General features: G+C 72.1%; 19 protein-coding genes. 9 read left to right on the top strand and 10 right to left on the bottom strand.

From position 1 onward, the window contains the following. Positions 1-2: 2 nt before the first annotated feature. Positions 3-1541: a glycoside hydrolase family 3 protein gene (locus EAO73_RS08700; RefSeq protein WP_147970817.1), complete on the top strand. Its 1539-nt coding sequence runs from the start codon at positions 3-5 to the stop codon at positions 1539-1541. A gap of 74 nt (positions 1542-1615) precedes the next feature. Here EAO73_RS08700 and nagB read toward each other — a convergent pair whose 3' ends face one another. Beyond that, on the bottom strand, positions 1616-2401 hold the full coding sequence (gene nagB, locus EAO73_RS08705; protein WP_147970818.1) for a glucosamine-6-phosphate deaminase: 786 nt from the start codon (positions 2399-2401) through the stop codon (positions 1616-1618). Positions 2402-2607: 206 nt separating this feature from the next. Here nagB and EAO73_RS08710 point away from each other — a divergent pair, with 206 nt between their 5' ends. Next, positions 2608-3681 (top strand): SIS domain-containing protein, encoded by a 1074-nt coding sequence (locus tag EAO73_RS08710; protein WP_147970819.1) that lies wholly within the window; start codon positions 2608-2610, stop codon positions 3679-3681. Between the two features lie 358 nt (positions 3682-4039). After that, complete coding sequence (locus EAO73_RS08715; RefSeq protein WP_093706357.1) at positions 4040-5506, top strand: sensor histidine kinase; 1467 nt, start codon at positions 4040-4042, stop codon at positions 5504-5506. A 161-nt stretch (positions 5507-5667) separates the two neighbouring features. Here the strand turns inward: EAO73_RS08715 and EAO73_RS08720 are convergent, their stop codons facing one another. Then, the gene (locus tag EAO73_RS08720; RefSeq protein WP_003953983.1) at positions 5668-5925 is read right to left on the bottom strand and encodes a WhiB family transcriptional regulator; all 258 of its coding nucleotides are present in this window, start codon (positions 5923-5925) and stop codon (positions 5668-5670) included. A 319-nt stretch (positions 5926-6244) separates the two neighbouring features. After that, positions 6245-7213 carry a diacylglycerol/lipid kinase family protein gene (locus tag EAO73_RS08725; protein WP_147970820.1) on the bottom strand — a complete coding sequence of 323 codons (969 nt, stop codon included), beginning with the start codon at positions 7211-7213 and terminating at the stop codon, positions 6245-6247. 212 nt (positions 7214-7425) lie between these two features. Between EAO73_RS08725 and EAO73_RS08730 the strand changes: the two genes are divergently transcribed. Continuing rightward, complete coding sequence (locus tag EAO73_RS08730; RefSeq protein ID WP_147971468.1) at positions 7426-7818, top strand: hypothetical protein; 393 nt, start codon at positions 7426-7428, stop codon at positions 7816-7818. A gap of 64 nt (positions 7819-7882) precedes the next feature. Here EAO73_RS08730 and EAO73_RS08735 read toward each other — a convergent pair whose 3' ends face one another. From EAO73_RS08735 to EAO73_RS08745, 3 genes are all read right to left on the bottom strand, one after another. Then, positions 7883-8863, bottom strand: a complete 981-nt coding sequence (locus EAO73_RS08735) for an RNA polymerase sigma factor SigF (protein ID WP_412074569.1) — start codon at positions 8861-8863, stop codon at positions 7883-7885. Then, positions 8860-9273: an anti-sigma regulatory factor gene (locus tag EAO73_RS08740; RefSeq protein WP_018105584.1), complete on the bottom strand. Its 414-nt coding sequence runs from the start codon at positions 9271-9273 to the stop codon at positions 8860-8862. The genes EAO73_RS08735 and EAO73_RS08740 overlap by 4 nt, the downstream gene beginning before the upstream one ends. A gap of 231 nt (positions 9274-9504) precedes the next feature. Next, the gene (locus EAO73_RS08745; RefSeq protein ID WP_147970821.1) at positions 9505-9765 is read right to left on the bottom strand and encodes a UBP-type zinc finger domain-containing protein; all 261 of its coding nucleotides are present in this window, start codon (positions 9763-9765) and stop codon (positions 9505-9507) included. A gap of 35 nt (positions 9766-9800) precedes the next feature. On the opposite strand from EAO73_RS08745, the gene EAO73_RS08750 reads away from it, so the two are divergent. Beyond that, entirely contained in the window at positions 9801-11399 is a 1599-nt protein-coding gene (locus EAO73_RS08750) for a Na+/H+ antiporter (RefSeq protein WP_147970822.1), read from the top strand. Here the strand turns inward: EAO73_RS08750 and EAO73_RS08755 are convergent. From EAO73_RS08755 to EAO73_RS08770, 4 genes are all read right to left on the bottom strand, one after another. Continuing rightward, positions 11396-12307, bottom strand: coding sequence for a 1-aminocyclopropane-1-carboxylate deaminase/D-cysteine desulfhydrase (locus EAO73_RS08755; protein WP_147970823.1), 912 nt, complete (start codon positions 12305-12307; stop codon positions 11396-11398). The genes EAO73_RS08750 and EAO73_RS08755 overlap by 4 nt on opposite strands. Positions 12308-12341: 34 nt before the next feature. Then, positions 12342-12935 carry an N-acetylmuramoyl-L-alanine amidase gene (locus tag EAO73_RS08760; protein WP_147970824.1) on the bottom strand — a complete coding sequence of 198 codons (594 nt, stop codon included), beginning with the start codon at positions 12933-12935 and terminating at the stop codon, positions 12342-12344. A gap of 133 nt (positions 12936-13068) precedes the next feature. Next, positions 13069-14262 carry a globin domain-containing protein gene (locus EAO73_RS08765; RefSeq protein WP_147970825.1) on the bottom strand — a complete coding sequence of 398 codons (1194 nt, stop codon included), beginning with the start codon at positions 14260-14262 and terminating at the stop codon, positions 13069-13071. Between the two features lie 89 nt (positions 14263-14351). After that, complete coding sequence (locus EAO73_RS08770; protein WP_147970826.1) at positions 14352-14801, bottom strand: RrF2 family transcriptional regulator; 450 nt, start codon at positions 14799-14801, stop codon at positions 14352-14354. 180 nt (positions 14802-14981) lie between these two features. Between EAO73_RS08770 and EAO73_RS08775 the strand changes: the two genes are divergently transcribed. From EAO73_RS08775 to EAO73_RS08790, 4 genes are all read left to right on the top strand, one after another. Further along, positions 14982-16388: a family 2B encapsulin nanocompartment shell protein gene (locus EAO73_RS08775; RefSeq protein ID WP_147970827.1), complete on the top strand. Its 1407-nt coding sequence runs from the start codon at positions 14982-14984 to the stop codon at positions 16386-16388. 140 nt (positions 16389-16528) lie between these two features. Then, positions 16529-17572: a family 2 encapsulin nanocompartment cargo protein polyprenyl transferase gene (locus tag EAO73_RS08780; RefSeq protein ID WP_147970828.1), complete on the top strand. Its 1044-nt coding sequence runs from the start codon at positions 16529-16531 to the stop codon at positions 17570-17572. Positions 17573-17667: 95 nt separating this feature from the next. Beyond that, positions 17668-18348: a DUF6304 family protein gene (locus EAO73_RS08785; RefSeq protein WP_147970829.1), complete on the top strand. Its 681-nt coding sequence runs from the start codon at positions 17668-17670 to the stop codon at positions 18346-18348. Between the two features lie 136 nt (positions 18349-18484). Next, positions 18485-19468: a DUF1648 domain-containing protein gene (locus EAO73_RS08790; protein ID WP_147970830.1), complete on the top strand. Its 984-nt coding sequence runs from the start codon at positions 18485-18487 to the stop codon at positions 19466-19468. The last annotated feature ends 1 nt before the right edge of the window (position 19469 follow it).

The raw sequence follows: 19469 nt of genomic DNA on the forward strand, positions 1-19469 counted from the left end.
CCATGACCACCCTCACATCCACCACGGACACCGTCACCCGCGACGCCCTCGCCGTCCTGCAGCCCGGCTTCACCGGCACCACGGCGCCCGAGTGGCTGCTGCGCCGGGTCGGCGAAGGACTGTCCTCCGTCGGCCTGTTCGGCCGCAACATCGAGACGCCCGAACAGCTCGCCGCGCTCACCGCCCAGCTCAGGGCCGAGCGGGACGACGTGCTCGTCGCCATCGACGAGGAGGGCGGCGACGTCACCCGCCTGGAGGTCCGCCACGGCTCCTCCTTCCCCGGCAACCTGGCGCTCGGCGCGGTCGACGACACCGTGCTGACCCGGGCCGTCGCCCACGAGCTGGGCCGCCGGCTCGCCGAGTGCGGGGTCAACCTCAACTGGGCCCCGTCCGCGGACGTCAACTCCAACCCGGGCAACCCCGTCATCGGCGTCCGCTCCTTCGGCGCCGACCCGCACCTGGTCGCCCGGCACACCGCCGCGTACGTCGAGGGCCTCCAGGCCGCCGGCGTCGCCGCCTGCACCAAGCACTTCCCGGGGCACGGCGACACCGCGGTCGACTCGCACCACGCGCTGCCGCGCATCGACGTCGACCTGGAGACCCTGCACGCCCGGGAGCTCGTGCCGTTCCGGGCCGCCATCGCGGCCGGTTCCAAGTCGGTCATGAGCGCGCACATCCTGCTGCCCGCGCTCGACCCGCACCGCCCCGCGACCCTCAGCCCGCAGATCCTGACGGGTCTGCTGCGCCAGGAACTGGGGTACGAGGGCCTCATCGTGACCGACGCCGTGGAGATGCAGGCCATCGCCTCGACGTACGGGATCGAACGCGGCTCCGTTCTCGCCGTCGCGGCCGGTGCCGACGCGCTCTGCGTCGGCGGCGGGCTCGACGACGACAGCACCGTGCTGCGGCTGCGCGACGCGCTCGTCGCGGCGGTGCGCTCCGGCGAACTCTCCGAGGAGCGGCTCGCCGATGCCGCTGCCCGGGTCCGTGCCCTCGCGTCCTGGACGCGGGAGGCCAGGGGGGCCGTACGGGAGCCGGGCGCGGCAGTGCAGGAGGGGACCGCGCCCGGCACCGCACGGAGCACGGGCATCGTCTCGGACATCGGCCTGGTCGCCGCCCGCCGCGCGGTGAAGGTGACCGGCACGGCCGAACCGCTCACCGGTCCGGCGTACGTGGCCGCCTTCACCCCGGTCGCGAACATCGCGGTCGGTGACGAGACCCCGTGGGGCCTCGCGGCCGAGCTGACCCGGCTGGTGCCGGGGACGGGGACCGACACGTACGACGGCGACTCCGAGGCACCGGCCGAGGCCGCGCTGCGGGCCGCGGGGGAGCGGCGCATCGTCGCCGTGGTCCGCGACGCGCACCGGCACGCGTGGATGAGCGAGGCCCTGGACGCGCTGCTGGCGGCGCGCCCGGACACGATCGTGGTCGAGATGGGCGTCCCCCAGGCCGAGCCCCGGGGAGCCCTGCACATCGCCACGCACGGCGCCGCGCGCGTCTGCGGCCGGGCGGCGGCGGAGATCATCGCGGCCTCCGCGTAACCCGCACACGCGAGAGGGCCGGGACACCGCCACGGTGTCCCGGCCCTCTCGCGTACAGCGGGAGACGCGAGGAACTACAGCCCCTGCCAGGCCGGCTTCGCCGCGTACGTCGCGCGGAAGTAGTCCGCCAGCTTCAGCTTCGACGCCGCGGCCTCGTCGACGACCACCGTCGCGTGCGGGTGCAACTGCAGCGCCGAGGCGGGGACGATCGAGGCGACCGGGCCCTCCACCGTCGCCGCCACCGCGTCCGCCTTGCCCTCGCCCGTCGCGAGCAGGACCGGGTGGCGGGCCTCCAGGATCGTGCCGATGCCCTGGGTGATGACGTGGTGCGGCACCTGGTCGATGTCGTTGTCGAAGAAGCGCGCGTTGTCGACCCGGGTCTGCTCGGTGAGCGTCTTGATCCGGGTGCGGGAGGCGAGCGAGGAGCACGGCTCGTTGAAGCCGATGTGCCCGTCGGTGCCGATGCCGAGCAGCTGGAGGTCCACCCCGCCGGCTACGGCGAGCGCCTTGTCGTACGCCTCGCAGGCCGCCTGGACGTCCTCGGCGGAGCCGTCGGGGCCCATGAACGCGGCCTCGGAGAGACCGAGCGGTTCGACGACCTCGCGCAGCACCACGGAGCGGTAGGACTCCGGGTGGCCCGCCGGCAGCCCCACGTACTCGTCGAGCTGGCAGACGCGGGCGCGCGAGGCGTCCACGGCACCGGAGCGGACCAGGTCCGCGAGGGCCTGGTAGATGGGCAGCGGGGTCGAGCCGGTGGCAACGCCGAGCAGGGCGTCGGGCTTGCGGCTCAGCAGGGCGCCGATGGCCCCCGCGATCAGTTCGCCGCCTGCCTTGGCGTCCGGGACGATGACAACTTCCACGCGGGGCCTGCCGATCCGATCGAAGAGTGGGTATGTGGTATAGACCAATCAAAGACCTAATCTAGCAGACTCGGCCCGCCCCGACACGGCCCGTACCGGCACACGGACACCCGCCCGCCGTCCCACCGGCCGCCGCCCGCTGGCGGCCCCCCTGCGCCCCGTGTTCGACTTGACCGACGCATCGCGACACCCGGGAGGCACCCGACATGTCCGCCACGTACCCGGCCGCCGGCGGCGGCGAGTGGCCCGGCCGCATCATGTCCGGCGAGATGGCCGAGCAGCCCGCGATGCTCCGCCGCATCCTGGAGCGCGGCGCGCCCGCCATCCGCGAGACCGCGGGCCGGATCGCGGCCAGGAACCCGCGCTTCGTCCTGCTCACGGCGCGCGGCACGTCCGACAACGCCGCGCTCTACGCCAAGTACCTGCTGGAGATCACGATGGGGCTGCCCTGCGGGCTGGCCTCGATGTCCACCACCACCGCGTACGGCGCGAAGCCGGACCTCCGCGACGTCCTGGTCGTCACCGTCAGCCAGTCCGGCGGCTCGCCCGACCTGGTGGCGTCGACCAGGGCCGCCCGGGAGGCCGGCGCGGTGACGCTGGCCGTGACCAACAACCCGGACTCGCCGCTCGCGGCCGTCTCCGAGTACCACATCGACATCCTGGCGGGCCCCGAGAAGGCGCTCCCGGCCACGAAGACGTACACCGCGTCGCTGCTCTCGCTCTACCTGTTCGTCGAGGGGCTGCGCGGCGGCGACGGGGCGGCGGCCGGTGTGCTGCCGGACCTGGCCGAGGAGGTGCTGGCCCGCAAGGACGAGGTGAAGGCCCTGGCCTCGCGCTACCGGTTCGCCGAACGCATGGTCATCACCTCACGGGGTTACGGCTACCCCACCGCCAAGGAGGCGGCCCTCAAGCTCATGGAGACCAGCTACATCCCGGCCCTCTCCTACTCCGGCGCCGACCTGCTGCACGGCCCGCTCGCCATGGTCGACAACATCTCGCCGGTGATCGCCGTGGTGCCCGACGGCCGGGGCGGAGAGGCCCTTCAGCCCGTTCTGGACCGGCTGCGCGGCCGGGGCGCCGACCTCTTCGTCGTCGGGCCCCAGGCACAGGTGGCGGCGGCCTCCGCGGGGTTCGTGCTGCCGACGGCCGGGGTCCGGGAGGAGGTCCAGCCGGTGCTGGAGATCCTGCCGCTCCAGCTGCTGGCCTACGAGGTGACGATCGCCCGGGGCCAGGACCCGGACGCGCCGCGCGCGCTCGCGAAGGTCACCGAGACCCGCTGAGGCGGGGAAGGCTCCGGAAAAACCCGCGGGCCGCGGCGCCGGGCCGGGACCCTCAGCCCGACCAGCACCGCAGCCCGGAGTAGGGCCGCCCTCGCGGGCGGCCGGCTCGGCCGGCGGTGTGCGGTGCCCCCGGCCGGGGAGAGGCACCTGCGCAGTCAGGGCAGAGAGCGCGGGTACCTCGTCCGCCCTCCTGTGCGGGGAGAGCGGAGGCTCCTACATCAAGCATTGTGGACTAGACCATTAGTCCCTGTCCATCCATGGGGCGCGCCAATGTCGGCCCTTCTTCACTGCACGTACGGGCAGCGCTTCCGGTTCGGACCGGCACGCATCCACAGGTACGCTCGCACACGTGCCCTCCATGAACGACCTCGTACGCCAGCACACCGCTCTGAGCGACACCGACCTCGAGTGGCTCCACCTGCTGGTCTCGGAGTGGCAGTTGCTCTCCGACCTCTCCTTCGCCGACCTCGTACTGTGGGTCCCCACCCGCGACGGCACCCGCTATGTCTCCGTCGCCCAGATGCGGCCCAACACCGGCCCCACCTCGTACCAGGACGACATGGTCGGCCATCTGGTGCCGCGCGGCCGGCGCCCGCTGCTGGACGCCGCCCTGGACGAGGGCCGGATCGTGCGCGAGGGCGACCCGGAGTGGCGCGAGGAGGTCCCCGTACGGGTCGAGTCGATCCCCGTGCGAAGGGAGGGCCGGGTGCTCGGCGTCATCGCGCGCAACACCAACCTCCTCACCGTCCGCACCCCGTCCCGGCTGGAGCTGACCTACCTCCAGTCCGCATCCGACCTGGCCCAGATGATCGCCGCCGGGTCCTTCCCCTTCCCGGGCCAGCAGGTCGACATGGACGCGTCCCCGCGCGTCGGCGACGGCTTGGTCCGGCTCGACGCCGACGGCGTCGTCCAGTACGCCAGCCCCAACGGCCTCTCCGCCTACCACCGGCTCGGCCTGGCCTCGGACCTCGTCGGCCAGCACCTCGGCCAGATCACCGCCGAACTCGCCCCGTCCCGGGGCCCGGTGGACGAGGCCCTGGTCAAACTGGCCAGCGGCTACGCGCCCCGTGAGTTCGAGGTCGAGTGTGCGGGCGGGGTGATCCAGCTGCGCGCGATCCCGCTCAAGCCCAAGGGCGTCCGCATCGGCTCCCTGGTCCTCCTGCGCGACGTGACCGAACTGCGCCGCCGCGAGCGTGAGTTGATCACCAAGGACGCCACCATCCGGGAGATCCACCACCGGGTGAAGAACAACCTCCAGACGGTCGCCGCCCTGTTGCGGCTCCAGGCCCGCCGGATGGACTCCCCGCAGGGCCGCGAGGCGCTCAACGAGGCGGTACGGCGCGTCGGTTCGATCGCCATCGTGCATGAGACGCTGTCCCAGAACCTGGACGAGCGGGTGGAGTTCGACGACATCGCGGACCGCGTGATCGCCATGGTCGCCGAGATCTCGCCGGGCAAGGTCACCTGCCGCCGCACGGGACGTTTCGGCGTGCTCGACGCCGAGGTGGCCACCCCGCTCTCGATGGTCCTCACCGAGGTCCTGCAGAACGCCCTGGAACACGCGTTCTCCGTGGCCGAGTCGGGCACGGTCGAGGTCTCCGCCGTCCGGGGCGGCTCGCCCGCCGAGGGGCGGCTGCTCATCACGGTCCAGGACGACGGCTGCGGTCTGCCGGAGGGCTTCGACCCGCAGAAGGCCGGCAATCTGGGCCTCCAGATCGTCCGCACCCTGGTGGAGGGAGAGCTGGGCGGCACGTTCGGCATGGTGCCGGCACCCGAGCGCGGCACACAGGTCGTCCTCGACATCCCGGTCCGCAACGAGAAGTAGCGGGGCCCGTACACAGCAGAGAGCCCGGACCGTGGGTGAACGGTCCGGGCTCTCTGGTCAAGCATGCGCTTCGGGGGTACTGCGCGCTGCGACTCGGGGGGCGGGGTGATGCGTACGCTCTGTACGCGCCGCCTGGCTGAGGTTCGTAGCGGTGGCGTCGGTCAGGCGCTGGCGTTGCGCGCCCGGTTGCGAGCGGCGCGGCGCTTCATTGCGCGGCGCTCGTCCTCGCTGAGGCCACCCCAGACGCCGGAGTCCTGGCCGGACTCGAGCGCCCACTGCAGGCACTGCTCCATGACGGGGCAGCGGCGGCAGACGGCCTTGGCTTCCTCGATCTGCAGCAGCGCAGGACCGGTGTTGCCGATGGGGAAGAACAGCTCCGGGTCTTCCTCACGACAAACGGCGTTGTGACGCCAGTCCATGGCTGCTACCTCTCCTTGGTATTACGTACTGTGGCTTGTGAATGTGAACGCTTTCACGAATCCCCCCGCAGGTGTCGGGCCGACTCCCAGATGAACTGGTTGTGGTCCTGTGAAGTGAGGAGGGGTTCTGGCTCTCAGTGGAGGCCGTTGTTGCGGGCCGTCCCGATCGCCATGTAGAGATTCGCAAACCTCGGCGGCGGATACAACCCCTTCTGGAAAGTTTTTTTTGATTCCTCGGTGTCGGCTAGGTCACAGCCGTACTTCTAGAGGGTGGAGGCCAGTCCAAACGTTCGAGTTAAAGGACTTTGGTCCCTTCCACTCACACAATCACACGCAGTGCACGGCGTACGCCTGTGAACGTCACACTCGTACGCACCCCGAGGTGGTCACCGTCCATCTGGAAGGGCAGCGGGACCTTTGAATGCAAGGTGAAGTCCGTGAGGTCGTGCCGTGAAACCGCGTGCTTGCCCCGTGGACCCTTCTCCGGACTCGACGTGAGCAGCTGGGTGGCATACCGCCCGACCGCCGCCGTGGAGAGTTTCCGCAGGCCCAGCACGTCGAGGGCGGTGTCGAAGGAGGCCTTGGGGGCCGCGTACACCGGCCGGTTCCCCAGGTATGTCCAGGGGGAGGTGTTGCAGATTATGGAGAGCGCGAGGTCGGTGACCGGCTCCTCGCCCGGCACGTCGAGCGTTATCACACCCTGCCTCCGGTGCGGCTCGTCCAGGAACTGCCGGAGCACCTGGCGCACGTACAGGGCATGGGTCGAACGTTTGCCTCGCTCCCGCTGCTGTTCGACCCGGCCGACCACGCCCGCGTCGAATCCGAGGCCGGCGCAGAAGGTGAACCAGCGCTCCGGGACCGCCTCGTCCTCCGTGCCCGGCGTCCCGGCCGCGAGGCCCAGGCCCACCGTGCGCTCGGTCCGGTTCGCCAGCGCGTCCAGGATGGCGCCGGTCGCCTCCACCGCGTCGTTGGGCAGACCCAGGGCGCGCGCGAAGACGTTGGTGGAACCGCCGGGCACCACGGCCAGCTTCGGCAGGCTGTCCAGATCCGGGCCCCGGTGCAGCAGGCCGTTGACGACCTCGTTGACCGTGCCGTCGCCGCCCAGCGCCACCACGAGATCGATGTCGTCGCTGTCGGCGGCCCGCCGCGCCAGGTCGCGGGCGTGCCCGCGGTACTCCGTGGTGACGGCCTCCAGCTTCATCTCGCTGGCCAGCGCGTGGATGAGCACGTCACGGGTCCGCGCACTGGTGGTGGTGGCGGCTGGATTGACCACAAGAAGTGCGCGCATGACTGCCAGCCTACCTACCGCGGGGTAAAGGGCTGAAGTCCTGCCCGCCGCCCCTCACGCTCGGTGACGGCCCGCGAGCGGGGCGGCGGTGCGGTGACCCCGGCTTTCCCTTCCCGGGGCCGGGATGCCAACCTGCTGGGGTGAGTACTCAGCAGAACGCGCCCTCGCCGGCCCCCTCGGCCGAGCCGGCGAAGCCCGCCAGGATCACGCTGGTGGCCGGGCTGAACGCCCTCGAAGGCGTCACCCTCGTCGTCGGCGGGATCGCCATGCTGGTGATGGGGCTGCTGGGCCGCCCCGACAGCCCCGAGCAGGCCGAGATGGGGGGTCTGACGGTGATCGCGCTCGGCCTGATCCCGCTCTTCGCCGCGCGCGGGCTGCTGCGCCGCCGCAGCTGGAGCCGGGGACCGGCGCTCATCACGCAGATCATCGCGCTGCCGGTGGCGTGGACGCTGCTGCGCTCCCACGGCTTCCTGATCCCGGCCGGGATCGTGCTCGCCGCGGTGGCGCTGACCGCGCTCTACCAGCTGGTCAGGCCCGCCACCATCGAGGCCCTCGGTATCCGCAGGCCGGGCGCGGCGGCGGACGCGGACACCACCGACGGCTGACTCCCGCCGACGCACGAAGAGGCCGCCGGGGACATCCCCGGCGGCCTCTCGCGTACCGCCGTGCCTACTCCTCGACGAGCAGCCGCTCGCGCAGCTGCGCCAGCGTGCGGGCCAGCAGCCGCGAGACGTGCATCTGCGAGATGCCGACCTCCTGCGCGATCTGCGACTGGGTCATGTTCCCGAAGAACCGGAGCAGCAGGATCCGCTTCTCTCGTGGCGGCAGGTCCTCCAGGAGCGGCTTCAGCGACTCCCGGTACTCGACGCCCTCCAGCGCCTCGTCCTCGGAGCCCAGCGTGTCCGCCACGGCCGGCGACTCGTCGTCCGTGTCCGGCACGTCCAGCGAGAGCGTGCTGTACGCGTTGGCCGACTCCAGGCCCTCCAGGACCTCCTCCTCGGAGATCCCCAGCCGCTCCGCCAGCTCGTGCACCGTGGGCGACCGGCCGTGCAGCTGGGAGAGCTCCGCCGTCGCCGAGGTCAGCGAGAGCCGCAGCTCCTGGAGGCGGCGCGGCACCCGTACCGCCCAGCCCTTGTCGCGGAAGTGCCGCTTGATCTCCCCGACGACCGTGGGCGTCGCGTAGGTCGAGAACTCGACGCCCCGCTCCGGGTCGAACCGGTCGACGGACTTGATCAGCCCGATCGTGGCGACCTGGGTCAGGTCGTCCAGCGGCTCCCCGCGGTTGCGGAAGCGGCGCGCCAGGTGCTCCACCAGGGGCAGATGCATCCGCACCAGCCGGTTGCGCAGCTCCGCCCGCTCCGGCGAACCGTCGGGGAGCTTGCCCAGCTCGATGAACAACGCCCGCGCCCCGCTGCGGTCGTTTGGATCGTGGTGCCCGTGCTCGCTCATTTGGCCTGCCCGCTCCGCCTGCGACTGCTCCACCGCGACCGTAATGCCGGCGGGCCCGTCCACCCCGTCCACCGCACGGGGCAGGTCGGCCCCGTCCACCGGATGAGGCAGGGCCTGCTGTTCCGGGATGCCTGCCGCACGCACCACCCCTGGTCGGATCGTCTCGTCCCGCACAGGACCGTCCCCGTTCCCGTTGCTCACGCCGGCCCGGGTCCCGCGCCGCGCTGTTTGTACAGGCTGATGCTGACCGTACGGTCGTCGGCGACCGAGGAGTCGACCTTCCCGGCCAGTGCGGAGAGCACCGTCCAGGCGAAGGTGTCGCGCTCCGGGGCGCGGCCGTCCGTGGTCGGGGCCGCGACCGTCACCTCGAGTGAATCGTCGATGAGACGGAACACGCAGCTGAGGACAGAGCCGGGCACGGCCTGCTGGAGCAGGATCGCGCAGGCCTCGTCGACCGCGATGCGAAGATCCTCGATCTCGTCGAGAGTGAAGTCCAAGCGTGCTGCGAGACCGGCCGTGGCCGTGCGCAGCACCGACAGGTAGGCACCCGCAGCGGGCAGCCGGACCTCTACGAAGTCCTGATTCCCGGGCTCGCCTGCGATCTGGGACACCCTCACCTCCAAGGTGGCACAAACTCATTCGAGGTTCCGGGAAGAACGCCCGGAGCCATGCGGTACGTCTTCGGTTCTCGGTCCGGCGACGCTATCGCGATCCATGATGCCGTGTCGCCGGAACCCCTTCCCGTGGCTGTCACTCATGGTAGGCCCATGCGTACACACAGTGGCTAGGGGTCTGCGTTGCTCAATTGCGAACAACAGGCGCCGGTTTGACGTACCCGTGCGTCAGACGATCGAACCGTCGACAAAGCACCAACGCCAGTTCTCGCCCGGTTCGAAGCTCCGCATCACCGGGTGGCCGGTCTGCTCGAAGTGCCCCGTCGCGTGCCGTCCGGGCGACGAATCGCAGCAGCCGACGTGTCCGCAGCTCAGGCACAGCCGCAGCTGCACGGGGTGGGTGCCGGCCGCCAGACACTCGGGGCAGGTCTCACCGAGGGGCGCGGGCTCGGGGCGCGGCAGGTCCGGTACATGCGGGCACACACTCATGATGGCCAGGTTACGACGGATGCGAGGATCATGAGATGGACGCATTGCCCCTGGTGGCGCTGGTCGCGGGCAGCGCCGCGACGGCGGGACTCGCCCGCCGCACGCCGGTTCCCGCCCCTCTTCTGCTGGTCGCCGCCGGGCTGATCGCCTCGTACGTGCCGGGCGTGCCGACGTACACCCTGGACGCGCACATCGTGCTCCCGCTGCTGCTGCCGCCCCTGCTCTACACGGCCGCCGTGGACAGCTCCTACCTCGATCTGCGGGCCAACCTGCGGCCCGTGGCGCTGCTGTCGGTCGGGTACGTGCTGTTCGCGACGGTCGCGGTGGGCTGGCTGGCGTATCTGCTGGTGCCCGATCTGCCGCTGACCGCCGCGCTGGTGCTCGGGGCCGTGATCGCCCCGCCGGACGCCGTCACCGCCGCGGCCATCGCCCGCCGGGTGGGGCTGCCCGCGCGCGTCACAACGATCCTGCAGGGCGAGTCCCTGGTGAACGACGCCACCGCGATCACCGCCTACAAGGTGGCGCTCGCCGCCGCCGTGGGCGAGGGCATCAGCTGGGGCGCGGGAGCGGGGGAGTTCCTGCTGGCCTCGGTCGGCGGTGTCGGGGTCGGTCTGCTGCTCATGGTCCCGCTGCACTGGCTGCGCACGCACCTGAAGGAGCCGCTGCTCCAGAACACCCTGTCGCTCCTGATCCCGTTCGTGGCGTACGCGGCGGCCGAGCGCGTGCACGCCTCCGGGGTGCTCGCCGTGGTCGTCGTCGCGCTCTACCTGGGCCACCGCTCCTGGCAGGTCGACTTCGCCACCCGGCTCCAGGAGGCCGCCGTCTGGAAGATGGTCGCCTTCGTCCTGGAGTCCGCCGTGTTCGCCCTGATCGGCCTCCAGCTGCCGTTCGTGCTCAAGGGGCTCGGCACGTACTCCGTGACGGAGGCCCTCGGGTACGCGGTGCTGGTCTTCCTGGCCGTGGTCGTGGTGCGCTTCGTCTGGGTCTACCCGGCCACCTACCTGCCCCGGTGGCTGTCGCGGCGCATCAGGGAACGGGAACCCGGCACGGACTGGACCTCGCCGCTGATCGTGGGCTGGGCCGGGATGCGCGGGGTCGTCTCGCTCGCCATCGCCTTCTCCGTCCCGCTCGTCACGGCCGACGGCACGGCCTTCCCGGCCCGCAACCTGGTGCTCTTCCTGACGTTCACCACCGTCATCGGCACCCTGGTCGTCCAGGGGCTCACCCTGCCGGTCCTGGTGCGGGTGCTGAAGCTGCCGGGCCGGGACCGCCAGGCCGAGACCCTTGCCGAGGCGCAGGCCCAGAACGAGGCGTCCACGGCCGCCGAGGCCCGCCTGGACGACCTGCTCACCGATGAGCGCAACAGGCTGCCCGAACCGCTGGCCGACCGGCTGCGCACCGTGCTGGAACGCCGCCGCAACGCCGTGTGGGAACGGCTCGGCGCGGCCAACCCCATCACCGGCGAGTCGGCGGACGACACCTACCGGCGGCTGGCCGGCGACATGATCGAGACCGAGCGCGAGGTCTTCGTACGGCTGCGGGACGCGCGCCGGATCGACGACGAGATGATGCGGACCCTGCTGCGCCGCCTGGACCTGGAGGAGGCGGCGGCCTACCGGGAGGAGCCGTCCTAGACGCCGGCGTCCGGCTCGTCGGGGCGACCGGTGATCACGGCCGCGACCGTGGACCCGGGAGGGAAGGCGCCCTCCTCGGCCAGCGCGGTGAGCGCGTGCAGCATTTTGGCCACATACAGTCGCTCCACGGGCAGTCCGTGGCGGTCCTCGAAATCCCTTGCGAACGCGTGCAGGGCGGGTGTCGTACGGGCGTAGCCGCCGAAGTGGAACCGCTCGTCCAGCCACCAGTCGCCGGCCGGGCCGCCGAACGCCTCCCGCTGGAGCTCCCGCACCGCGTCGCCCAGGAAGCCGCCGCGCAGGACCGGGATGCCGAGGGCGCGCTGCCCGGGTGCGAGTCCGGCGGCGAGCCCGGCCAGGGTCCCGCCGGTGCCGCAGGCCACCGCCGCCACGTCGGCCACACCCCGCAGTTCGTGTCCGAGCGCGGCGCAGCCCCGGGCCGCGAGGGCGTTGCTGCCGCCCTCCGGGACGACCACGCAGTCCCCGTACGGCTCCAGCAGCCCGGCCAGGACCGCCGGGTCGGTCTTGGCGCGGTACGTCGCGCGGTCCACGAAGTGCAGCCGCATCCCGTCGGCCGCGCACCGGGCGAGCGAGGGGTTGAGGGGCCGGTGGGCCAGCTCGTCGCCGCGTACGACGCCGATGGTGCGGAATCCGAGGAGCCGTCCCGCGGCGGCGGTGGCGCGCAGATGGTTGGAGTACGCGCCGCCGAAGGTCAGCACGGGGCGCCCGGCGGCGGCCGCCAGATTGGGCGCGAGTTTGCGCCATTTGTTGCCCGGCAGGTCCGGGTGGATCAGGTCGTCGCGCTTGAGCAGCAGCGTCACACCGTGCCGGGCGAAGCGCTCGTCATCGGCCTGCCGCACGGGCGACGGGAGCAGCGGGCGCAGCCGGGCTGCGGGGGGCGGGGCGGACATGCCCCCCATTGTGGTGGCGGGCGCCGCCCGGGGCTCATTTGAGGCGGTCGTGGATGCGGTCGCGCATGTCGTTCATCGAGAAGCCCTTCGGGTCCACCTTGCCGGGCTGCCACTCACGGTGCCCGATGACCGAACGGGCGGTCCAGCCGTGGTGCCGGCAGATGGCCGCCGAGACCTTCTCGATGGCTTCGAGCTGGGCGTCGGGCCAGGGATCCTCGCCGTCGCCGAGGTTCTCGCACTCGAAGCCGTAGAAATGCCGGTTGCCGTCGGTGTTGGCCTCGTTGTCGTGCGGCAGACGCTTCTTCTCCGCGACGACGGCGCGCAGGACGTCGTCGTCGCCCATGCCCGCGTGGTTGGTCCTGCCGTAGCCGACCAGGTGGACCCGGCCGTCCTTGGCGATGACGCCGTGGCACAGCGGTCCCGGCAGGTCGGGGTGGCCGTCGCGGCACATCTTCACGGTGGCGTCGGTCCCCTTGGTGACGGAGTGGTGGATCATCACCCCGTTGACCGGGCCCCAGGGGCCCTTGTGGTTCCGGTTGCGGCTGCGCCAGTCGCCGACCTCGACGACGGTGAGCCCTTCCTTCTTGAGGGCGGCGAGGAACGCGCTCGCGGACATGGGTGAGGACATGGCCGGCTCCTTTTGTGCGGGTTAGAGCGGTTCTACCCGGCCGGAAGGGCCCCGGACCGGTCGCGGGGCGACCGCGGGGCCCTGTTCGGATGCTGTGCGAGCCGATTCGGTCAACTCGCGGCGCACGTCCGGGTCAGGAGGCGAGCCACAGGTCCGGGCCGAACACCTCGTAGTGGATGTCGGAGGCCGGGACACCCTTGGCGAGGAGCTGGGTGCGGACCGACCGCATGAAGGGCAGCGGGCCGCAGAGGTAGGCGTGGGTGCCCGAGGGGATGACGAGACCGCTCAGGTCGACGAGCCCGGTGCGGTCGGCGGGGTGGCCGTCCGCCGGGTTCTCGTACCAGAAGTGGGCCACCGCGTCGGCGAGCTTGGCGGTGAGCGCCGTGTGGTCGGCGCGCAGCGCGTGGTCGGCGGGGGAGCGGTCGCCGTGCACGACGGTGACCGGGGCGCGGTGCCCCGCCTCGGCGAGGTACTCCAGCATCGACAGGACCGGGGTGCAGCCGATGCCCGCGGAGGCGAGGAGCAGCGGGGCGTCCTCGGACTTCAGCACGAGGTCGCCGTACGGGGCGGAGACCCGGAGCCGGTCACCGGAGCGGACGTGGGCGTGCAGGTGGCGGGAGACCTCGCCGTCGGGGGCGTCGCCGCCGTGCACCCGCTTGACCGTGATCGAGCGGAGCGCCGAGCCGGGGGCGCAGGTCAGGCTGTACTGGCGTATCTGACGGGCGCCGTCCGGGAGTTCGACCTGCACGGAGACGTACTGGCCGGGCCGGAAGGCGGGGGCCGGCGAGCCGTCGGCGGGGCGGATGCGGAACCGGGCGACGTCGTCGGTCTCCTCGGTGCGCGAGACCACCTCCCACTCGCGCCAGACGTCACCGGCGACGACGCCCTGCTCCGCGTACAGCCGCTCCTCGATGGCGATCAGGGCATTGGCCATCAGCCAGTAGACCTCGTCCCAGGCGGCGGCGACCTCGGGGGTCACCGCGTCGCCCAGGACCTCGGCGATCGCGGCGAACAGGTGGGTGTGGACGACCTCGTACTGGGCCGGGGCGACACCGAGCGAGGCGTGCTTGTGCGCGATCCGGCTCAGCATCACGTCCGGGCGGGTGCCGGGCTGCTCGACCAGTTGGGTCGCGAACGCGGCGATGGAGCCGGCGAGCGCCCGGCGCTGGGTGCCGGAGGCCTGGTTGCCGCGGTTGAACAGGTCGCGCAGCAGCTCCGGGTGGGCGTCGAACAGCTTGCGGTAGAAGAGATCGGCGATGTCCCCGATGGCCGCGCCGACGGCGGGGAGGGTGGCGCGGACGGTGGCGGTCGACGACTCGGAGAGCATCGGTGACTCCTCGGATTTTGAATTGGCATCTGAGATGCGTATTTAAGGGCAGTGTAGGAACCGGCCCGGCGGCCCGGTGCGGCGGGGGGTCAGTCCAAGGGCGGAGGGCCGCTGCTGAGGCCGATCAGCAGGGGGCCGGTGGGTGTGGCGGTGAGCTCCGCGACGGTCAGCGGGTCCAGCGAGGCGTAGAACGCCTCCTGGGCCTCGCGCAGCGCCCCGCGCAGCCGGCAGGCCGCCCGCAGCGGGCAGGGGGTGGAGCCCTCGCAGTCGACGACGTCCCCGGGCTCCTCCAGCTCACGGACGAGCCCGCCGACCGAGGCGGTGCGCCCGGCCTCGGTGAGGGTGAGCCCGCCGCCGCGGCCCCGTCGTGCCTCGACCAACCCGAGGTGCTGGAGGCGGGCCACGACCTTGGCGGCGTGCGAGTACGGCACCCGCATGACCGCCGCCACCTCGCGGGTGGTCGGCGGGTCCTCGTGCTTCACGACGGCGAGGCGCATCAGGACGCGCAGTGCCACGTCGGTGAATCGGGTGAGCCGCATGACGGCCAGGCTAGGTTAATTGGCATTCCGGATACAAATTAAAGCCCGGCCGGGCCATCGCGCAGCGTTGTGCCCCGCCCAAAGACCGATTAGTCACACTCTTTTGTGTAATGGCGTGCCCCGTCCTCGTGCTGGAAGTGTTCTTCCCGCAGGTCAGCCGAGAAATCGAGAGGACGACAGATGTCCGTTGGTGAAGAGGTTCAGAACGCGCAGGTGCCGCCGCAGCAGAGTCTCGGCACGGCGGCCGCGCGGAACCTCGCGACGACCACCAAGTCCGCTCCGCAGATGCAGGAGATCACCTCGCGGTGGCTCCTGAAGATGCTGCCGTGGGTCCAGGTGCAGGGCGGTACGTACCGGGTGAACCGCCGGCTGAGCTACTCGGTCGGGGACGGCCGGGTGACGTTCGTGCAGACCGGGGACCGGGTCGCCGTCATTCCCGCCGAGCTGGGCGAGCTGCCGGCCCTGAGGGACTTCGGGGACGAGGAGGCGCTCGCCGAGCTGGCCAGAAGGTGTGAACAGCGCGAGATCCCCGCCGGGCAGCTCCTGGCCACGGCGGGCGAGGCGGCGGACCGGGTCTACCTGCTGGCGCACGGCAAGGTCGAGAAGGTCGGCACCGGCCCCTACGGGGACGAGACGGTGCTCGGCGTCCACGCGGACGGGGCCTACTTCGGGGACCACTCCCTCATCGAGGGCGACGCCGTCTGGGAGTACACCGCCCGCGCGGTCACCGCCTGCACGGTCCTGACGCTCCGGCGTGCGGACGTGCTCAACCTCGCCGAGCGGTCCGACCCGCTGCGCGACCATCTCGCCGGGCTGCTGTCCCTCCCGCAGCAGCGCACCAACAAGTACGGCGAGGCGGAGATCGACCTCTCCGCCGGCCATGTCGGCGAAGCCGTCGTCCCGCACACGTACGTGGACTACGACGCCGCGCCCCGCGAGTACGAACTGAGCGTCGCCCAGACCGTCCTGAAGGTCCACAGCCGCGTCGCGGACCTCTACAACCAGCCGATGAACCAGACCGAGCAGCAGTTGCGGCTCACGGTCGAGGCGCTGCGCGAGCGCCAGGAGCACGAGCTCATCAACAACCGCGAGTTCGGCCTGCTCAACAACTGCGACTACGGCCAGCGGCTCCAGCCGCACGACGGGGTGCCCAGCCCCGACGACATGGACGAGCTGCTCTCGCGCCGCCGCGGCTCCAAGCTCTTCCTCGCCCACCCGCGCGCCATCGCCGCCTTCGGCCGCGAGTGCAACAAGCGCGGGCTGGTGCCGGAGAGTGTCGACATCGGCGGCCACCATGTGCCGGCCTGGCGCGGTGTGCCGATCTTCCCCTCCAACAAGATCCCGGTCAGCGACGCCCGCACCACGTCGATCATCTGCATGAGGACCGGCGAGGCCGAGCAGGGCGTCATCGGCCTCCAGCAGACGGGCATCCCCGACGAGATCGAGCCCAGCCTGTCCGTCCGCTTCATGGGCATCGACGAGCAGGCGATCATCTCCTATCTCGTGACGGCCTACTACTCCGCGGCGGTCCTCGTCCCGGACGCCCTCGGTGTCCTGGAGAACGTCGAGGTCAGCCGCTGGCGGTGACCCACCGGGCCCGGACCCCGCGCGGGGTCCGGGCCCCCGGCCGCTTCCGTGCGCGACCCCACAGCAACCACCCACGTCCCCGGCCCCCGGCGCGACAGCGGCCGGGACGGGACGGCAACGACAGGGGTGACCGATTGACCATGACCCGAACAGACGCCGCGACCGAGGGCGACGAGGCCGCGGCCCTGCTGGAGTACACCCGGAGCCTCGTCGACCCGCACCTGCGGGCGGCGGTCGCCTCCCTCCCCGGCTCGATCCGGCGGGTCGCGATGTACCACTTCGGCTGGCAGCACGCCGACGGCAGCCCGGCGGCGGGCGGCGCGGGCAAGGCGATCAGACCCGCGCTCGTCCTGGCGGCCACCCGCGCGCTGGGCGGCGACCCCGAGCAGGCCGTACGGGCGGCCGTCGCCGTGGAACTCGTCCACAACTTCACCCTGCTGCACGACGACGTCATCGACGAGGACCACACCCGCCGCCACCGGCCCACCGCCTGGACGGTGTTCGGGATCCCGGACGCCGTCATCGCCGGCGACGCCATGCTGGCCCTCGCCCAGCGGCTGCTCGCCGAGGACGGCAGGGCGATGTCGCCGCTCGCCTCGGCCCGGCTCTCGACGTGTGTCATCGAGCTGTGCGCGGGCCAGCAGGCGGACTGCGCCTTCGAGGAGCGCGACCCGGACCAGGTCTCGCTCGACGAGTGCCTGACCATGGCGACGGCGAAGACGGGCGCGCTGCTCGGCTGCGCCTGCGCGCTGGGCGCGCTCTACGCGGGCGCCGACGAGCGGTCGGTCGGGGCCATGGACGGCTTCGGCCGGGAGGCGGGGCTCGCCTTCCAGCTGATCGACGACCTGATCGGTATCTGGGGGGACCCGGCCCAGACCGGGAAGCCGGTCGGCGCGGATCTCAGCGCCCACAAGAAGTCGCTGCCCGTGGTGGCCGCGCTCACCGCCGGCGGCCCGGCCGCGGCGGAGCTCGCCGAGCTGTACCGGGGCGCGATGAACACGCGCGCCGAGGTGGTCCGGGCCTCCGAGGCGGTGGACCGGGCCGGCGGCCGGGACTGGGCGCAGAGCTGTGCAGGAGACCGGATGGCGCGTGCCGTGCACCATCTGTCCCGCGCGGTCCCGGACCTTTCGCACGCGGGCGACCTGCTCGCGCTGCTGGAGTTCGTCACGCGCCGCACGCACTGACAAAGCGCCTGGTGGGAGGAGGTGCTGAGGAAGGCATCCGATCAAGTGGAGGGCGGCAGGGGGGATGTCGGAGGCAGGGGCTACAGTCCCTGCTCATGACAGATGAGTCGTGGGCAGGGTGGTACCGGGACCGGCAGGGATCCGACGCCGTCATCCTCACCACCGACGGGCAGCAACTCCGCCTCCGCATACGGGGGGTGGACTTCGAGGGCGGCAGCTTCGACGCCCTGCGCCCGGTGGCGGCCGGGCCGGCGGAGAGCGGGCTGTTCGCGCTGACGGACGGCGTGCTGGGTGACTGCGTCCTGGAGTGGGACCTGCCGTTCCCCGTCATGGCGGACGGCTCGGAGCGGCAGGCGACCCTCAGCTGCCTGCTGTCCCTGCGCAGGCCGGACCCGTACCTCTACCTGGAACTCCGGTTCGGCGGGGCGGCCTTCGGCTCGCAGCGGGCCGAGAGCGACTTCGGGTCCGCGCTGGCCACGATCCAGCGGGAGCTGCCGCCCGGGGTCAGCCTCCGGACCTGCATAGCCTGCGCCTTCTCCGACTACTTCCCGGCCGCCGAACCGGCCCCCGGGCGCGGTCTCTCCGGTGGGCTCGCCTGTTTCCGGGGTGCCAAGGAGGAGTACCGGGGCACGGCCGGGGAGCAGGACGTGCTCGGGCTGTGGGAGCGGCGGACCGGATTCGTCCAGGAGGTCTGGAGCTGCCGGGAGTTCGAGCCCCGCCCGACCGAGGGCGCCGGCACCGGCCACCGGGGAGCCTTCCCGCTCGAAACCGCCTGAGCGGCCGACCGCCTGATCGCCTGACTGCATCACCGCCGCACCGGCCGACCGATCGACCGCTTGAAGCGCGTCCCGCGCGACGCGTCGTTGCCGTCACCTCCATTGTTCTATTAGCATGCAAACAATGGAGGTTTTCATGAACCGGAGATCCGTCGGCCGCGCGGCCCTCGCCGCCCTGCCGTTCCTGCTCGCACTCGCCGTCGACCTGCTGCTCTTCGCCGACCGCCGCGACCGGCTGCCCGATCAGCTGGCCAGCCACTTCGTGGGCAACGGCCGGGTGGACGACTACGCCGGCCGGACCTCGTACCTCGTCGTCACCACGCTCGTGCTGCTCGGTGCCGGCCTCCTGTGGACGGTGATGGCGTGGGCCGGAAAGTTCACCGGCCGGGCGTACCGGATGACGGTCGCCTCCGGGTACGCCGTCGCCGGCTTCCTCGGCTACCTCCTGGCGGTCGTGCTGCTCATCAACGTGGACGCCCCCGAGGACGCGCAGGGCCGGGGCCAGGGCGTCACCTTCCCCATGTGGCACCTCGCCGTGGCCGTCGGTGTGGGCGCCGTCGCGTACGGCATCGGGCACCTGGCGGCCGCGCTGGGCCCCGGCCCCGAACCGGTCGGGGCCGCCGCACCGGGCGGGAACGGCGAGCGCATCGCGCTGGCCGACGGGGAGGTCGCCGGCTGGGCCCGCGGCGCCGGGTCCTGGTGGCTGCCCCTCACCGCGCTCCTGGTCCTCGGCGCCGGCGTCGTCCTGCTGTTCACGGCGACCTGGCCCGCCGCCCTGCCGGCCCTCGTCCTCGGGCTGTTGCTGGCGACCTTCTCCCGTCCGTACGTGACCGTGGACCGGCGCGGGATCACCGTCACCGGGCTGCTGCCCCGGCCGCGCGTCCGGGTGCCGCTGGACCGGATCGAGGCCGCGTCCAGCCGGGAGATCAGCCCGCTCACCGAGTACGGCGGCTGGGGCTACCGCGTCCGCCCCGGACGCACCGGTGTCATCATTCGCTCGGGGGAGGGCATCGTGGCACGCCTGGCGAACGGCCGCGAGTTCGCGGTGACGGTGGACGACTCGGCGACCGCCGCAGCGCTCCTCAACACCCTGATCGACCAGCGCCGAACGGACCACTGAC

The organism is Streptomyces sp. col6 (assembly GCF_008042035.1).
Taxonomy (GTDB): domain Bacteria; phylum Actinomycetota; class Actinomycetes; order Streptomycetales; family Streptomycetaceae; genus Streptomyces.

What these genes read in the sequence shown, in the direction of transcription:
- EAO73_RS08770 (WP_147970826.1), bottom strand. Translation starts at nt 14,801, where the DNA reads ATGCGGCTCACCCGATTCACCGACGTGGCACTGCGCGTCCTGATGCGC.
- EAO73_RS08785 (WP_147970829.1), top strand. Translation starts at nt 17,668, where the DNA reads ATGACAGATGAGTCGTGGGCAGGGTGGTACCGGGACCGGCAGGGATCC.
- EAO73_RS08750 (WP_147970822.1), top strand. Translation starts at nt 9,801, where the DNA reads ATGGACGCATTGCCCCTGGTGGCGCTGGTCGCGGGCAGCGCCGCGACG.
- EAO73_RS08765 (WP_147970825.1), bottom strand. Translation starts at nt 14,262, where the DNA reads ATGCTCTCCGAGTCGTCGACCGCCACCGTCCGCGCCACCCTCCCCGCC.
- EAO73_RS08720 (WP_003953983.1), bottom strand. Translation starts at nt 5,925, where the DNA reads ATGGACTGGCGTCACAACGCCGTTTGTCGTGAGGAAGACCCGGAGCTG.
- EAO73_RS08745 (WP_147970821.1), bottom strand. Translation starts at nt 9,765, where the DNA reads ATGAGTGTGTGCCCGCATGTACCGGACCTGCCGCGCCCCGAGCCCGCG.
- EAO73_RS08725 (WP_147970820.1), bottom strand. Translation starts at nt 7,213, where the DNA reads ATGCGCGCACTTCTTGTGGTCAATCCAGCCGCCACCACCACCAGTGCG.
- EAO73_RS08700 (WP_147970817.1), top strand. Translation starts at nt 3, where the DNA reads ATGACCACCCTCACATCCACCACGGACACCGTCACCCGCGACGCCCTC.
- EAO73_RS08775 (WP_147970827.1), top strand. Translation starts at nt 14,982, where the DNA reads ATGTCCGTTGGTGAAGAGGTTCAGAACGCGCAGGTGCCGCCGCAGCAG.
- EAO73_RS08760 (WP_147970824.1), bottom strand. Translation starts at nt 12,935, where the DNA reads ATGTCCTCACCCATGTCCGCGAGCGCGTTCCTCGCCGCCCTCAAGAAG.
- EAO73_RS08710 (WP_147970819.1), top strand. Translation starts at nt 2,608, where the DNA reads ATGTCCGCCACGTACCCGGCCGCCGGCGGCGGCGAGTGGCCCGGCCGC.
- EAO73_RS08715 (WP_093706357.1), top strand. Translation starts at nt 4,040, where the DNA reads ATGAACGACCTCGTACGCCAGCACACCGCTCTGAGCGACACCGACCTC.
- EAO73_RS08755 (WP_147970823.1), bottom strand. Translation starts at nt 12,307, where the DNA reads ATGTCCGCCCCGCCCCCCGCAGCCCGGCTGCGCCCGCTGCTCCCGTCG.
- EAO73_RS08780 (WP_147970828.1), top strand. Translation starts at nt 16,529, where the DNA reads ATGACCCGAACAGACGCCGCGACCGAGGGCGACGAGGCCGCGGCCCTG.
- EAO73_RS08790 (WP_147970830.1), top strand. Translation starts at nt 18,485, where the DNA reads ATGAACCGGAGATCCGTCGGCCGCGCGGCCCTCGCCGCCCTGCCGTTC.